The sequence below is a fragment of the Natronorubrum texcoconense genome (assembly GCF_900100335.1).
GTDB classification, from domain to species: domain Archaea; phylum Halobacteriota; class Halobacteria; order Halobacteriales; family Natrialbaceae; genus Natronorubrum; species Natronorubrum texcoconense.
Window position 1 is genome coordinate 718,018 of record NZ_FNFE01000001.1, and the last position, 14,849, is coordinate 732,866.

A 14,849-nucleotide genomic window follows, 5' to 3' on the forward strand; every position below is an offset into this window, starting at 1 on the left:
CAAATCCCTTAGCGGTGCCACACATACCCCCGGTCAATGGCGAAGTGCGACGTGTGTGGGAAAGACGAAAGCATGCCCTACAACTGTCGGCACTGCGGGGGCACCTACTGTGGTGAACACCGACTGCCGGAGAACCACGACTGTACGGGGCTCCAGAACTGGAACGACCCCGACGGGGTCTTCGACAGCGGGTTCGACGACTCCGTAAACGGCGGTGGAAGCAAATCGAAGGCCTCGAGTCTCACCGATAAACTCCCCATCAACACCGGCGCGGGCGGGCCGCTCGCGTACTTCCGCGGGAACATGACCTACACGCTGCTGGCGCTGATGTGGATCACGTTCCTCGCGCAGCTAATCACGCAGGCCGTCGCCGGTCCGCGCGTCGCTCAGGACCTGTTCGTCCTCTCCTCGTGGAACGTCGAGTACGTCTGGACGTGGGTCACCTCGACCTTTGCACACGGCGGCTTCATGCACATCGTGTTCAACAGCATCGTGATATTCTTCTTCGGACCGCTCGTCGAGCGCTACGTCGGTTCGCTGAAGTTGGCCATCCTGTTCGTCGTGAGCGGCGCCCTCGCCGGCCTCGGACAGATCGGTATCTCGATGGCGCAGGGAGATCCCTCGAGCGTTCTCGGGGCCAGCGGGGCCGCGCTCGCGATCCTGGGCGTCATCACGATCTTGAACCCGAACCTCCGAGTCTACCTGTTCTTCATGATCCCGATGCCGCTGTGGATACTGACGGCCGGTTTCGCGATCCTCAGCCTCGGCTTCATCGGCGGCGGCGCGGCGGGCGCGTTCAACATCGCCCACGCGGCACACCTGATCGGCCTCGTCATCGGACTGGCTTACGGCGAGTACATCAAACGAACCCAGAACGTTCGCGCGCCGAGCCAACTCCAACTCGGCGGCGGCGGTCCCGGCGGACCGGGCGGGCCGGGTGGTCCCGGCGGCCGACGACGGTTCTAATCGCCCGTCGCTCGCCGAACCGCTTGAGCACCCCCTCGCAACCCAGGCACTGATTTTCACCCACTGCCAACTCGTCACTATCGATGACTCCACCTCGTCCGGATCTCGCTCCCGACGGCTCGCTCGAGCGCGACGACATGGAAGCCCTCCAGCGCGAAATCGCCGACGCCGCGGTCTTCGAGGACGACTTTTCGTTCGACCCGGGGGCACTGTCGAACCCGCTCGCGACGGCCTCGAGCCCCGACGACCCGCCGATCGTCGCGGGCGTCGACCAGTCCTTCCTCACGAACGCCGAAGGCGACCAGGACCGCGCGCTGAGCGCCGTCGTCGCGATGCAAGGCGGCGAGGTGATCGAGCGCGTCCACGCGGTGACGCCGCTCGAGATCCCCTACATCCCCGGCCTGCTCGCGTTCCGCGAGGGCGGACCGATCCTTGAGGCGCTCGAGGCACTCTCAGTCGCTCCCGATCTATTTCTCTTCGACGGCAGCGGCCGCATTCACTTCCGACAGGCCGGTATCGCGACTCACATGGGCGTTATCCGGGACGTGCCAGCCGTCGGCGTCGCGAAGAGCCTGCTCTGTGGCACGCCGCGCGGGGAGACGGAGAACCTCCCAGCGGGTACTCGAGTCCCCATCGAGGCCAACTCGCGGGTCGACTGTCCCGACGGCAGCCTGATCGGCTACGCGGTCCAGACGCGCCAATATGACTCACCGGATCGGTACATCAACCCGCTGTACGTCAGCCCCGGCCACCGCGTCGGTCCCGAAACTGCGGCCGATATCGCGCTCGCACTCGCTTCGTCGTACAAACTTCCCGAACCCGTCCGACTGGCCGACAGCTACGCGGACGAGGCGAAACGAGAAGTCTACGAGACGTCCTGAGCGGCAAATGAGGAGATCGGTGCGGCGGCAATCGCTATGATGGGGTCAAGAGCTGTCGAATCTGGGTGAGCACCGACCCGCCGACGGTGTCTCCGTCGCGGGCTAGAATGACCGTCTTGTCGGTCTGGCGAGTGACCGTCCGCGGAATCGTCCCGACGAGCCGACGCTGAATGACGCCCTGACGCGTCGCACCGAACACGACGACGTCGTGATCGGCGGCGATATCGAGTAGTTCCGTCGCGACGTCGGTGCCGGCGTGGGTCGTCGCCTCCGTCCGAACGGGTGGTCCCGGCGCCTCCTCGAGAGCGGCCCGCGCCTGCTCGATGTACTCGCCGGCCGCGCTCGAATCCGTCTCCCTGTCGACGACCGACGCCAGGTGGACGGTCGCATCGTTTCGCGCGGCGATCGCGGTCGCGACGTGGACCGCCGGACGGACGTGCGGGCCGCCCGCGACCGGAACCAGGATCGAGTCGACGCCGTTCGCCTCGTGACCGATGCGTTCGACGTAGAGGTCACACGGCGCGCGTTCGATGAGTCGATCGATCGTCGTCCCGAGAACGGCGTCGGTTCGGCTTCCACGCGCCTCCCAGCCGGCGACGAGTGCCCGCGCGTCGGTCTGTTCGACCGCCGCGAGGATGCCCTCGGAGACCGAGTGACTGACGACCTGTGCATCGTCGACGGTGACGTCGTCGGGTGCGACGGCAATCGCTCTATCCAACAACTCTCGACTGTTTCCCGCGTACTGATCGATGATCGTCTCGTCCGAGTAGACGGAAAACGGCGAGTCGTGTGATTTGACGACGACCGAGACGATTTTAATGGGACTCTCGCTCGCGCGAGCGAGATCACCGGCCGTTCGGACCAACTGTTCAACGCGGTCGGGGTTGCCGACCGCGACCAGTACCGGTTGGGTCGCTGCCGAGGTGCTCATACGTGGTAAATAGTACCACGATAGTGAATAGCTCTCGGTTAGCGCTCGAGAACGTCACCGGTGCTGATGGATACTCTCGTCGATTCGTCGGTCGAGATCGGCCAATAAAACTGGTGTCGGCGGATAGCCATCGACCCGATCATCGATCGCGCGTTGTCGCCACAGCGACGGACCGCTCCGGTACCAGTCGCTACAGTGCTCGAGCCACACGCCCCCGGCGTGACGGCGCACTTACTCGCCAAACCGAATCGTAGAAACCGAACAGTACGTTCAGCGCGACAAACCGTCGATACTTAGGTATCGTCTCTCGAACCCGTCACGTATGGCCACCGCTGAGGACGTCGAGGAAGCCGACGATGGGGCGGACGGCACCGTCGTCGAGGAGGATCGCGAGGCCGAATCGACTACGACCGAGACCGACGCGACCGATCGCACGTCGTCTGAAACCGCCACTGACGACCGTACAGCGTCCGGAACGACCACGGACGACCGCACCGTATCCGAGACCACAACCGACGAGACGAGCGATCAGGACCGCTACGCGCGCAAGAAGAGCGTCCTGATCACGGGCTGTTCGTCGGGGATCGGGCGGGCGACCGCCGAGGCGTTCCTCGCCAACGACTGGCAGGTCTTTGCGACGGCGCGAAATCCGGACGACATCACGGCGCTCGAGGACGCCGGCTGTACGACCTTCGCGCTGGACGTCACCGATCCCGACCAGGTCGCCCGGGCGGTCGAACGGGTCGTCGACGACGCCGGTGCGATCGATTGCGTCGTCAACAACGCCGGCTACGCCCAGATGGGACCGATGGAGGACATCTCGACGTCGGATCTCCACCGTCAGTTCGACGTCAACGTCTACGGCCCGCACCGACTCGTTCGCGCGGCGTTACCCCACATGCGCGCTCAGGGCGCCGGCCGAATCATCAACGTCTCGAGCGTCGTCGGTCGGATCTCGTTCCCCGGCTCGGGCGCGTACGCGGGCTCGAAACACGCCCTCGAGGCGATGAGCGACTCGCTGCGTGCGGAGGTCGAGGAGTTCGGCATCGACGTCACCGTGATCGAACCCGGGCCGGTCGAGACGAACTTCACCGATCGCGTCGACGAGGAACTGCCGGAGAGCGAGCGTACGCCGGCCTACGAGACGCTGTACGAACTGTACGACGAGATGCAACTGATCGGCGGCGGCAGCGGGGGGCCGTTCGCCTCCGAGCCGAAAGACGTCGCGCGGGCGATTCTCGAGTCTGCGACGGCGCCCGAGCCGCCGGCCCGATACCCGGTCGGCCCGCTCGCTCAGTACGGCGTCTACGCACGATTCCTGCCGGACGCCCTCCGCGACGCGGGCTACCGGCTGCTCCGAAAACTGGTTTGAACCACCGGCCGATTCGTTCGGAACGCTTACACGACCGGCTCTCGAACGTCGATCACTGTAATGTCCAACAGCCGATCGAATGCGGTCGAACTCGCGGATCGAGTTTCGGCGCTCCTGTACGGCGTCGCCGGCTGGCTCCTCGTCGGGTTCGGACTGCTGTTCGGGCTGGTCGGGGCCGGGAACATCGTCGCCGGCGCGACACAGGGGGCCGTAGTCGGATACGCGTTGCTGGCGGTGCTCTGGCTCGTCGCCTCGTTCGTGCTCGTCGCCTTCGGCATCTTCGTCAATCCGGAAATGCGACGGCGGTTGGACCGTCGGCACTCGCCGTCGGCGTTCGGCCGCGTTCGGTCGGTCGATCGACGGGTCGTCCGCTCCGACGAGGACTGCGACGAACGCTGTGTCGCCTGTGACTCTCGCGTCGAGCGGGGACTGGTTCGGCGCTATCGAGAGGAGTACGCGCTCGCGGGGCTGCCGGTCTACACGCGGAAAGTGGACTACAACTACTACTGTCTCGAGTGTGCGACGGCGGAACTGTCGGATGAGTCGGCAGCCAGCGACGGCAGTCGGGACGTCGAACGCGGTCGTCGAACCGCGGACGACCGCCATCTCGAGCGACGATAATCGGGATCGTTGCTATGGGACGACCGGATTCGGTCGCTCGAGGGGCGGTCAGTCGGCGGGGTTCGGTTGCCGGTGTCGGTCTGCGGGAGCGTCAGCGGGGGTCGTCTGCCGGTCGGTGTCGGTCTGCGGGAGCGTCAGCGGGGGTCGTCTGCCGGTCGGTGTCGGTCTCGACGAGCGTGTACACCCCACCAGTGCACTGACGGATATGCCCGGCTCGCTGGAGGGACCGACAGCGGCGCTCGACGGTTACCGGATGCGTCTCGAGGGCCGTCGCGAGATCGGCGATCGTCGCCGGACTGGACGCCTCGAGCGCCTCGAGGATCGCATCTGCCTGCGTTCGTTCTGGGGTGTCGTGGTCTGGCATACCGTCTCATCCATCACGTATTCGGCGGAGCGTATCAACCGGACACCCGGTTCCCAGCCAGTCGGAACGTGGTTTCCGTTGGTAATTGAGAGTGTGCAGTCCGACGAGAGAGCACGTTCAGTATGTCGCCGCTCGATGGGGTCTTACGGCCGAAACCGGTCGTTCGGCCGAACGGTCTCGAGATCGTCGTCGCGCGTTACGAGCCCCAGGCCTCGACGAACTCGGTCGGCAGCGTCGTGAGGTCGATTCCCCAGGCGATCGGCAGCCAGAAGAGCGCGACGAGCGTGATCAGGATGATTCCGATCACGTTGAGGCCGATGCCGACGCGGGCCATCTGGGGGAGCGTGATGTAGCCGCTGCCGAAGACGATCGCGTTCGGCGGCGTCGCGACCGGCAGCATGAACGCGAACGAAGCCGCGGTCGCGCCGGCGATCATCAGTCCGAAGGGGTGGACGCCGATGCCGACCGCGACGCCGGCCAGAATGGGCATCAACATCGCCGTCGTCGCCGTGTTCGAGGTGACCTCCGTCAGGAAGACGGTCAACAGCACCACCGAAAACAGGATGAGGATCATCGAGACGCCCTCGAGCAAGGCGAGCTGTTCGCCGATCCAGGCGGCGAGACCGGTGTCACCGAAGCCGGCGGCGATGGCGAGTCCGCCGCCGAACAGGAGAATTACGCCCCACGGGATGTCGACGGCGTTGCTCCAGTCGAGCAGGAACGTGTGCTCGCCGTCTTCGGTCGTCGTCGGCAGCGTAAAGAGGACCATCGCGCCGGCGATGGCGACGATGGTGTCCACGTCCTCCGGAACCGGAAGGAGGCCGAACTGATCGACCAGACTCGCGCCGATCCAGGAGAGGGCCATTCCGACGAAAACGACCAACACCATGCGCTCTTGCGAAGACATCGATCCAAGCTCCTCGAGTTGTCGGTCGATCGTGTCGGCCCCGATCGGCAGTTCGTCGAACTCCGGCGACATCGCCAGCCGGGTCACGTAGAGGTAGACGGTGACGAGTCCGACGATCGAGATGGGGACGCCGTAGAGCATCCACTCGGCGAAGCCGATGGTCTCGCCGAAGAGTTCGCCTGCTTGCCCCGCAAAGAGGATGTTCGGCGGCGTACCGATGAGCGTGCCGACGCCGCCGACGGACGCCCCGTAGGCGATACAGAGCATCAGCGCCACGCCGAACGAGAAGTTCCCCTGGCTGGTGTCGATATCGAGGTTCGTCTCCTCGACCAGATCCGCGGTCTGGTAGATCACCGCCAGCGCGATGGGGACCATCATCATCACGGTCGCGCTGTTCGAGACCCACATCGAGAGGAACGCCGTCGCGAGCATGAACCCGAGGATGAGCCGCGAGGGTTCCGTGCCCACGGCGCTGATCGTCCGCAGCGCGATCCGTCGGTGGAGCCCCCACCGCTGCATCGCCATCGCGAGGAAGAAGCCGCCCATAAAGAGGAAGATCAGCGGATCGGCGTACGACGGCGTCGTGTCCTCGACGGGCAGACCGCCGGTCAGCGGGAACAGGACGATCGGGAGCAACGAGGTCGCCGGGATCGGGATCGCCTCCGACATCCACCAGGCGGCGACCCACGCCGTGACAGCGGCGACCGCTTGTCCCTCGGGAGTCAGCCCCTCCGGCGTCGGCGAGAAGAAGATCAGGGCGAACAGCAGCGGACCGAGACCGAACCCGATCTTCTGGCGGAGCTTGTACTCGCCGCCGACGTCGAACGGGGATTCGTCGTCTCCATTACCGCCATCGTCACCGCCGTTCCCGCCGTTACCACCGCCGGTACTCCCGACATCTCCGCGTCCGGCTGCCGTCTCGCTACCGTCGGTACCGCCGTCGACGTCGCGGTCCTGACCGTCCCCCGCGGTCTCGCCGAGGTCGTGACCGCCGTCCGCGAAGGCCTTCCGCGCGAGGCGTCGTTCCTCCTCGGAGAGACCGTCCAGGTCTTCGACGATCGCGGGGCCGTCGAGCGTGAGGTACGCCTTCGTCTGCTCGTTGAGCCGCCACAGGTACGCCCACAGTCGCTGCGTGGCCGTTCGAACGCGGTTCGAGAGCTGGTCCGTCAGTCCGTCGTCGGGCTTTGAGTTGGCCATGTGATTCCTTCGGTGTCAGCGCGCAGTTCGGTCTCGTCAGCGGGACTCGGCGTTCACGGGTCGCTTGCTCGAGCCGTCCAATAAGTAACCAGCAAGTAGCACCCGTTTCCGCACGCTCGAGCGTCGATAAGATCCGATTACGGGCACACGATCCGATAGGTGGGCCACTCGAAGGACGGACGAATCGCCGGAATTCACAAGCCGACGCCCCACCAAATCGGGGTATGCCGCTGTTACAGTTCGACACGACGCTGTCGCTATCGGCTGCCGAGAAAACGGCGCTTGCGGACCGAGTAACGGAACTGTACACCGACGAGATGGCGACGACCGCGGGTCACGTCGCCGTGACGATCCGCGACCGCGAGTCGGCCGACCTCCATCTCGGTCGCGCGGTGGACGGGCCGCTCCTCTTTCTCGACGCCGAAATCCGGCAGGGTCGCCCGTTCGACCGCAAGCGCGCGTTCGCGCTCGAGACCATGGCCTACCTCGGCGAGACGTTCGACGTTCCCGACGAGAATATGAAGGTCGTTTTCACCGAGCACGCGGGCGAGAACATGATGGGCGTCGACCGCGTCGGTGGCGAGTGGGACGGCGAGTAAACGCCCAGTACCGGGAGAAAACGCGAGACGAGAGCAGGCTCACGAGCCGGAACGTCTCTCCGCCACCGGGACAGTAAAGCGCGTCCTCGAGAAAGGAGGCGACGGTCGATGGATCGGTCGTACTGGCGGACGGTCTCGCTCGTGTCGCTGTGGCAGGTGTCGGCGAGTATCTGTTACTACACCGTCTTCGCGGCGACGCCATTTTTCCGCGACGAGTTCGGGCTCTCCCGGTTCTCGGTGGGGTTCGTGGTGACGGCCCTGACGCTCGGCTACGCGGTCTGCCTCCTCCCCGTCGGCGCGCTGATCGACCGCTTCGGAGAGAAACGATCGCTGACGCTCGGACTCGTCGGACTGGCGGCCGGCGTCGTGATGGTCGCCGGCGCACCCACCTACGCCCTGTTGCTCGCGGCCGCCTTCTTCCTCGGCTCGATGTACGCCTCCGCGATTCCGGGGACGAACAAGGCGATCTACGACAGCATCGCCGCGGGCCGCCAGAACTTCGCGCTGGGAATCAAGCAGGTCGGCGTCACCGCCGGCAGCGGCATCAGCGCGCTGCTCGTAACCGGGTTGGCGGGCGTGCTCTTCTGGCAGGCCGGCTTCCTGATCGCCGCGGGCGTCGGGTTCGCCGTCGCCCTCCTCTTCGCGCTCCTCTACAGCGGCGCGGGCGACGGCGGCGCGGCGGAGTACCCCGACTTTCGGCGACTGTCGCGCAACCGACCCTATCGGGTGCTCGTCGCGGCGGGCTTCTTCCTCGGCGCGGCGCTGTTTACCACGACCGGCTACACCGTTCTCTACGTCGAGGAGGATATCGGCGCCTCCGTCGCCTTCGGCGGCGTGGTGCTCGCGCTGGTGCAGCTGTTCGGGAGCGTCGGTCGCGTCGTCACGGGCTGGCTGAGCGACAATCTGCCCGGCGACCCGCAGACGCGGATCGGGGCGATCCTGATCACTCAAGTCGTCGCAGGGGCCGCCCTGTTCGTCGTCGTCGCGGCGACCGACAGCGCGCTGAACGCCGCCATCGCGTTCTCCGCCCTCGGCTTCTTCGTGCTCGGAAACACCGGCATCTACTACTCCTACATGGCGACGCTGGTCACGGCCGACGAGATGGGTGGCGCGACCGCCGCCGGCCAACTCTCGCTCGTGATCGGCTCGGTCGTCGCTCCGCCGGCGTTCGGCTACCTCGCCGACACCGTCGGCTACCAAGGATCGTGGTGGCTACTCGCCGCCGGAATGGGACTCGCCGTCGGTCTCCTGCTGTACGCGGTTCGGCTCGAGCCCCCGATCGACGAGCCGGCGATGCAGGAGTAAGAGCGTCGGATTCGGCGGCGTGCGAGTCCATCCAAACCGAGCACGGAACGGCTCACCGAGAGTCGGAGGACGATTTTTGACTCCGGCGCTCGAAGTGACGGCCATGTACCGCATCCTGCTTCCGATCGACGATATCGAGGCTCGAGCGCGCGCACAGGTCGAATCGATCCTCGAGAACCCGGCCGCTGACGAGTGCACCGTCGACATCTTGTACGTTCACAGCGACGTCTCGGCGCCGGACGCTGAGTGGGCCGCCGGCGGGTTCTCCGAGACCTTCGCCGAGGAGATGGCGGAGAACGCTGCGGCCCGCCAGCGGCTTCCGAACGCAGTCGAAGTCGCAATCGACGTCCTCGAGTCGGGTGACGTCGACTGGTCGCTCCACGAGACGACGGGCGAACCAGCAGAAGCTATCCTCGAGTTCGCCGGGGAGGTCGGCAGCGACGTGATCGTCCTCGGCATCGGGACCGAGTCGCCGGTCGGCAAGGTCCTCTTCGGCAGCGTCGCGCAGGCGGTGATTCTCGCGAGCGATCGGCCGGTAACGGTCGTCCCGGAAGATCGATCGGAGTCGTAACTGGGACGCGGGAGCGGGCGCGTTCGTCTCCGCTACCAGTTTGCGTCGTCCCAGCGGTCGTCGTCGCGGTTAGTTCGCGTCCTGTCGTCGGTCGTCGTTCCCCACCCGTCGTTCTGGGTGTCGTCCTCGGATGTCGACGTCTCGTCGGTCGGCCGGTTCTCGAGGTAGACGCGAGCGAGGGCGAACTGGACGACGGGGCTGACGACCGCGGTCAGGAGAGCCGAGACGAGCAGGAACGTGAGGTAGAACTCACCATCGAGACCGGTGTACAGCACCGTGACGATCCCGACGCTACCGACGACGACGAGCGATGCGACGAAGATGCCGAACAGCTTCAGGAGGTTTCCTTTTGCCACTGACCAGCTCGTGCTGAGGCTCTCGAACGCGTCCTGATCGTCGATAACGCAGGCCGGAAACGCAAGGGAGAGGCGAACCGCGAGGTAGATTCCCGGGAGAATCAGAAAGATGAGTCCGATGGAAACCGCAATCACGTAGGCGATCCAGATCACGATCAGCGAGAGGTACCGCCCGAGGACGGTCGAGGAGGCTCGCCCGATATCCCCGGACTCCCCGGACGCTTCCTGCTTGCCGATCACGTGGACGAGCCCGTCGATGTAGGGCAAGAGGAGCCAGCCGACCAGCGTGAGCACGACTCCGGCGGGTCCGAGAATCTCGGCGCCGAGTTCGATCAAGCCGTACAGCAAGAACACGACCATCAGTATCGGATTTCGACGGAGCCACTCGATTCCGTCGCCGATCGACCCGATCACGCCTTTCCGCTGGAGGGACGGCATACATCAACCAAACTGAGATAACAGATAGGTGTTACTGTCTCGGCGTGAACTGGCGCGGGGTATCGAACGTCACGTCCGTATCAGTTTCGGTGCGGCGACTCACCCGCGGAGAACGACCGAAAGCAAGCCGTTGCTGGATACGGAACGGTCAGTACCGATGAGTGACTGGCGAGACACCGAGTATCTCTGGGGTCGATCGCCTGCTGATTCTCCGGCGGTTCCGCTACACTATCCGCTGATCGCCGTATTCGCGATCGTCGTAAGCATCGCACCGTCGACGTGGTATCTCTCGACGGACCAGGGGTATCTGCTCTCGGCCGTCGTACTCGCTGCTGTCGCCGTATATGGGGTGATGTTTACGAGCGTTCGGCTATCGACGGACCCCGCGTTTCTCGTTCTCTTCGGCGGGTACTGGCTCGGACTCGTGGCGCAGTATCGGTTCCACGCGCCGCAGACGGAACTGTTCTACGTCGCGCTCAGCGCGCCACTCGCCGTGTTCGCGACCGTGGTCGTCCTCCCTCGGTTCGTCGAGGGGCGACGGCAGACGTTCGCGATGGCCCTCACGCTGGCCGCGGTCGCCGTCGCTCTGGTCGGGGTACTGGTACTCTGGTGGGCCGGAACGGCTGACACCGATCTTCCCGACTTCGTCGGCGAGGAGGTCATGGGACTGTACGCGATCCGGACGGTCTCGGTGTTCAGCAACCCCAACCCGTACGGCTTTTTCATGATGATCGGCTGTCTGGCGGCGCTGTACACCGTACTCGTTCGCGGCGGACTCGTCTGGATCGCCGCGCTCGGCGTCTGCGTGCTCGGACTGATCATGAGCGAGGGCGATGCTGCACTCGCCGGCGCGAGCGTCGGCTTGGTCATCGTACTCGCCGGACGACATCGGTTGCTCTCGTTTCTGGGTATCGGTGCCGGCGTCGCCGTGCTGTACGCGGGGATCCGTATCGGTCACGTCTCCGAGGTGATGCAGACGACGCTGATGAGTCGCATCGAGATGTGGGTGCGTTCCGTGGAGCTACTCGCGGCCGACCCCCTGTGGGGGATCGGCTTTGCGGACGTCGGGTCGCGATCGGCATCGGGAGGGAGTTCCATCACTCGTCGATCTACCCGCCGCTCAGTTCGGACACCGGTACCAGTAGCGGCCCGCACAACTCGTACATCTATCCGCTGCTCAGCACGGGAGTGATCGCCGGGTCGCTGTACCTCGGCTCGCTGGTCTACGCGCTCGGTCGTGGGATCAGGGGACGCTGGACGGCCTGGAAGGGGTTCGTCGTCGGTACCGCCGCCGGGATCTACGTCTACATGGCCTTCGAGTCGCACTTTCTCGGTGGGCTGGGCGTCTCGTCGGTCGTGTTCGGCCTGTTCGTCGGCCTCATGTTGCTGACCGAACCCGAAGAATCCGCGAGGGAGTCACGGCCTACTACCGCTCGAGAGGCGTTCGTAAGTAGCCGACTCGCCCGCGCGCTCACTCGAGTTCGACAGCGGGCCGCCGAGCGCGACGGGACCGGTTCGCGTCGCGACTCGAGGCGGGAGGGGTAACCGATTCGGTCCCGCGACCCTGAGCGTTACCGGAGACAGGCCGCGACTACCTCGAGCATCTCCTCGCCGCGAACCTCCTCGGCGAACAGGGGAACCCGCCGGACGTCGGTGCCACGGAAGAGGTCCTGGGCCTCCGCGAGGGCTTTCTGCTGGACGTCCCAGCGCCGCTGGCAGAACTCGCAGTCGTCCAGATTCGGCTGGAGGAACTCGCCCTCGACGTCGTCGGTGACGTCCGAGAGGGGTTCCATCACGCGGTTGACGACGAGGGTGCCCACGGGAATGTCGAACTCGCGGAGCTGCTGGCGCAGGCGCTTGGACTCGAGGACGCTCATCTCCTCGGGCACCATGACGATCCGGAAGTCCGTCCGCGCGGGATCACGCAGCACCGCTCGGAGCCGTTCGATCCGGTCGCGCAGTTCGTCCAGATCGTCGAGGTCGTCCTCCTCGGGTGGCTCCTGCCCGCCGAACATCCCTTTCATGCCCTCGAGCATGCCGCTCATCCGCTTGCGGAACTTCAGGATTCGGCCCATCATCGTGTCCATCAGTTCGGGTAACTGCAGCAGCCGAAGGGTGTGCCCCGTCGGCGCCGTGTCGACGACCACGCGCTCGAATCGGGGGTCGTCCATGTACTCGAGGAGGAGCTGCATCGCGGCGGCCTCGTCGGCGCCGGGCATCGCGCCGCCGAAGATGGCGTCCATCGGGGACTCGCCGCCGAGCATGTCGCCGAGACCGCCCATGCCGCCCATTCCGCCGCTCGCCTCGCTCCCACCGAACGGACCCTGGGTACCGCCACCGAACGCGTCGTCCTCGGACCCGTCGTCACTGAACCCGTCCCCACCACCGCCACCCAGAAACGCGGCCTGACCGCGCTCCATCGCGGCCTCGGGATCGATCTCGGCCGCGTAGAGGGGGATATCGTCTCGGATCCGACCGGGTTCGGATGGCACCTCGGTTTCGAACGTATCGGAGAGGGAGTGTGCGGGGTCCGTCGAGACGACGAGCGTGCTGGTGCCGGCGCGGGCGCTGTCGAGGGCGGTCGCGGCGGCCATCGTCGTCTTTCCGACGCCGCCTTTCCCGCCGTAGAGGACGTAGTCGGGGCCGTCGATCGGCTCGTCGGACGGCTCCACGTCGATCGTTTCGCGTTCGTCGTCCGCGACGGAGTCCGTCGGCGTCACCTCGATGGTGTGTGCGCCGTCGTCACCGCTCGAAGCGTCCTCGGCCTCCTCGTCGACCGGCTCGACGTCGATTCCACTCATGCCAGCCGGTTCTCCGTCCCGACACGAGTATTCGTCGGTCTCTCGATTCGAATCCCTATGCCGGCTACTCTCGCCCTCGAGCGGCGTCGCCGATCGAAAGCGCCGTCGGCACCGCCAGTACCAGCAGAAAGAGCCCCTGCGTGATCGGGTTGACGACGATCGAGTAGCCCGCCTGATGCCAGCGGCTTCGGAAGGGGAGCGCGTCCCAGGCCGCACGGTAGGCCACCACGATCGAGTAGCTCCAGACGAGCGCGTTGAAGCCGACGAGCGAGAGGACGGGCACCGTAAGCGAGTTGATATCCACGCCCCCGCTGTACAGGAGTCCGACGAGCAGGGCAGCGGGAACGCCGACGACGGAGAGCAGCGCCAGCGCCTGTATCAGAACGAGCCCCGTCCAGAATCGGCTGTCCTCGAGGCCGGCCCACCCGCGAGCGAACAGATACCGGTACGGCTCGCGGGTCCACTGCCGTTTCCGGTCGACCCAGGCCTCGAGGGTCGGGGGACAGTGCGCTCGAGCGTACCGATCGATAATCCCGAGATCGTAGCCGCGACGGGAGGCCGCGATTCCGAGTGGCACGTCGCCGTCCGCCTCGCGCTGCCACCGATCCAGGTCGGCCAGCACGTGCGCTTCGGTGAAGTATCCGGCACCAAGGAGGTGGTACGGCCCCTTGCTCGATTTGTAGCACAGATCCGACCAGCCCGCACTCGCCATCGACTCGAGCAGCGGCAGGACGCCGTCGTCGGCGTTTCCGACCGTCCGCTTGGCCTGCACGATGTCGTACTCGTCGAGGCCGGCGACGGCGAGTTCGAACGTGTCGACGGGGAGCCGCGTGCCGGCCTCGAGGACGGTGACGACGTCGTCGTCCGCGAACGTCCGGGACTGGGTATCGTAGGCGTGCGTGAGCGCACCGGCTTTGGCCCGCGAGACGCCGGTTCCCGTGAAACACCACTCGTCGGGAGACCGATCGCTCGCCAGTGCATCGCGGTCGGTTTCGATCGTCACGACCTCGAGACCCGGCGGTCGATCGGCGCCGATTTCACCCTCGAGTTCCGGTGCGGCCGTTTCGCGAGGGTCGTACGCGACGATCACGCGCACGAGCGACACCGGATAGCTCTGGGACGCGAGGCTCTTGAGGGTCTCCCCAAGGAGGTCCCACTGATCGTGTTCGACTGATATGAGGACGTGCATCCGCGGGAGCTGCGTGGCGGGAAGTCGACAGCGGGGGCCGGAACCGTGCTCGAGGGCGGGTGCGACAGCGTTTCGATCGAGCGGCGGTGGCGGTTCGGAGCCGCCGTCGGCGCGGGCCTGGATTGGCCGTCGCTCACGCCGTCTGTTCGCCGTCTCGAGGGCGCGTCCGAGCGTCCGTTCGTCGACCTCGTTCGTCGGTCGACGGACGAACAGGCCGAGCAGCCCGCAGTTGACGAGGGCGTAGCATAACTGCGTCAGGACGAACGCGGCGACGACGGCCTCGAGCAGCATCTCCCTGCAACACTCTCGGCCGCTCGTATCTGTATTGCGGCCGGAGCGCGGGTGGCAGTC

General features: G+C 65.9%; 15 protein-coding genes. 9 read left to right on the forward strand and 6 right to left on the reverse strand.

From position 1 onward, the window contains the following. Positions 1-36 precede the first annotated feature (36 nt). Together BLT08_RS03400 and BLT08_RS03405 are read left to right on the forward strand one after the other, a co-directional pair. Positions 37-966: a rhomboid family intramembrane serine protease gene (locus BLT08_RS03400; RefSeq protein ID WP_090303362.1), complete on the forward strand. Its 930-nt coding sequence runs from the start codon at positions 37-39 to the stop codon at positions 964-966. A gap of 83 nt (positions 967-1,049) precedes the next feature. Beyond that, the gene (locus BLT08_RS03405) at positions 1,050-1,847 is read left to right on the forward strand and encodes an endonuclease V (RefSeq protein WP_090303363.1); all 798 of its coding nucleotides are present in this window, start codon (positions 1,050-1,052) and stop codon (positions 1,845-1,847) included. Positions 1,848-1,881: 34 nt separating this feature from the next. Here BLT08_RS03405 and BLT08_RS03410 read toward each other — a convergent pair whose 3' ends face one another. After that, positions 1,882-2,778 (reverse strand): universal stress protein, encoded by an 897-nt coding sequence (locus BLT08_RS03410; protein WP_090303364.1) that lies wholly within the window; start codon positions 2,776-2,778, stop codon positions 1,882-1,884. Positions 2,779-3,100: 322 nt separating this feature from the next. On the opposite strand from BLT08_RS03410, the gene BLT08_RS03415 reads away from it, so the two are divergent. Next, positions 3,101-4,150 (forward strand): SDR family oxidoreductase, encoded by a 1,050-nt coding sequence (locus tag BLT08_RS03415; protein ID WP_090303365.1) that lies wholly within the window; start codon positions 3,101-3,103, stop codon positions 4,148-4,150. Between the two features lie 60 nt (positions 4,151-4,210). Next, positions 4,211-4,771, forward strand: a complete 561-nt coding sequence (locus BLT08_RS03420; protein ID WP_090303366.1) for a DUF8108 domain-containing protein — start codon at positions 4,211-4,213, stop codon at positions 4,769-4,771. Between the two features lie 91 nt (positions 4,772-4,862). On the opposite strand, the gene BLT08_RS03425 is transcribed toward BLT08_RS03420, so the two are convergent. Then, entirely contained in the window at positions 4,863-5,135 is a 273-nt protein-coding gene (locus tag BLT08_RS03425) for an Lrp/AsnC family transcriptional regulator (RefSeq protein ID WP_090303367.1), read from the reverse strand. A gap of 196 nt (positions 5,136-5,331) precedes the next feature. Next, positions 5,332-7,239: an SLC13 family permease gene (locus tag BLT08_RS03430; RefSeq protein WP_090303368.1), complete on the reverse strand. Its 1,908-nt coding sequence runs from the start codon at positions 7,237-7,239 to the stop codon at positions 5,332-5,334. A gap of 224 nt (positions 7,240-7,463) precedes the next feature. Between BLT08_RS03430 and BLT08_RS03435 the strand changes: the two genes are divergently transcribed. The 3 genes from BLT08_RS03435 to BLT08_RS03445 all read left to right on the forward strand — a co-directional run bounded on the left by BLT08_RS03435 (position 7,464) and on the right by BLT08_RS03445 (position 9,714). Then, on the forward strand, positions 7,464-7,838 hold the full coding sequence (locus tag BLT08_RS03435; protein ID WP_090303369.1) for a tautomerase family protein: 375 nt from the start codon (positions 7,464-7,466) through the stop codon (positions 7,836-7,838). Between the two features lie 108 nt (positions 7,839-7,946). After that, positions 7,947-9,143, forward strand: a complete 1,197-nt coding sequence (locus BLT08_RS03440) for an MFS transporter (protein WP_090303370.1) — start codon at positions 7,947-7,949, stop codon at positions 9,141-9,143. Between the two features lie 103 nt (positions 9,144-9,246). Next, positions 9,247-9,714 carry a universal stress protein gene (locus BLT08_RS03445; RefSeq protein ID WP_090303371.1) on the forward strand — a complete coding sequence of 156 codons (468 nt, stop codon included), beginning with the start codon at positions 9,247-9,249 and terminating at the stop codon, positions 9,712-9,714. A 32-nt stretch (positions 9,715-9,746) separates the two neighbouring features. On the opposite strand, the gene BLT08_RS03450 is transcribed toward BLT08_RS03445, so the two are convergent. Continuing rightward, positions 9,747-10,508 carry a DUF7847 domain-containing protein gene (locus tag BLT08_RS03450; RefSeq protein ID WP_090303372.1) on the reverse strand — a complete coding sequence of 254 codons (762 nt, stop codon included), beginning with the start codon at positions 10,506-10,508 and terminating at the stop codon, positions 9,747-9,749. A gap of 157 nt (positions 10,509-10,665) precedes the next feature. Between BLT08_RS03450 and BLT08_RS03455 the strand changes: the two genes are divergently transcribed. Next, positions 10,666-11,700, forward strand: coding sequence for an O-antigen ligase family protein (locus tag BLT08_RS03455; RefSeq protein WP_245724138.1), 1,035 nt, complete (start codon positions 10,666-10,668; stop codon positions 11,698-11,700). Continuing rightward, complete coding sequence (locus tag BLT08_RS23320; RefSeq protein WP_245724139.1) at positions 11,697-12,053, forward strand: hypothetical protein; 357 nt, start codon at positions 11,697-11,699, stop codon at positions 12,051-12,053. Before BLT08_RS03455 ends, BLT08_RS23320 begins: the two co-directional genes overlap by 4 nt. Positions 12,054-12,079: 26 nt before the next feature. Here the strand turns inward: BLT08_RS23320 and BLT08_RS03460 are convergent, their stop codons facing one another. Continuing rightward, the gene (locus BLT08_RS03460) at positions 12,080-13,309 is read right to left on the reverse strand and encodes an ArsA family ATPase (RefSeq protein ID WP_090303373.1); all 1,230 of its coding nucleotides are present in this window, start codon (positions 13,307-13,309) and stop codon (positions 12,080-12,082) included. Positions 13,310-13,373: 64 nt separating this feature from the next. Further along, the gene (locus tag BLT08_RS03465) at positions 13,374-14,789 is read right to left on the reverse strand and encodes a glycosyltransferase family 2 protein (protein WP_090303374.1); all 1,416 of its coding nucleotides are present in this window, start codon (positions 14,787-14,789) and stop codon (positions 13,374-13,376) included. Positions 14,790-14,849: the final 60 nt, after the last annotated feature.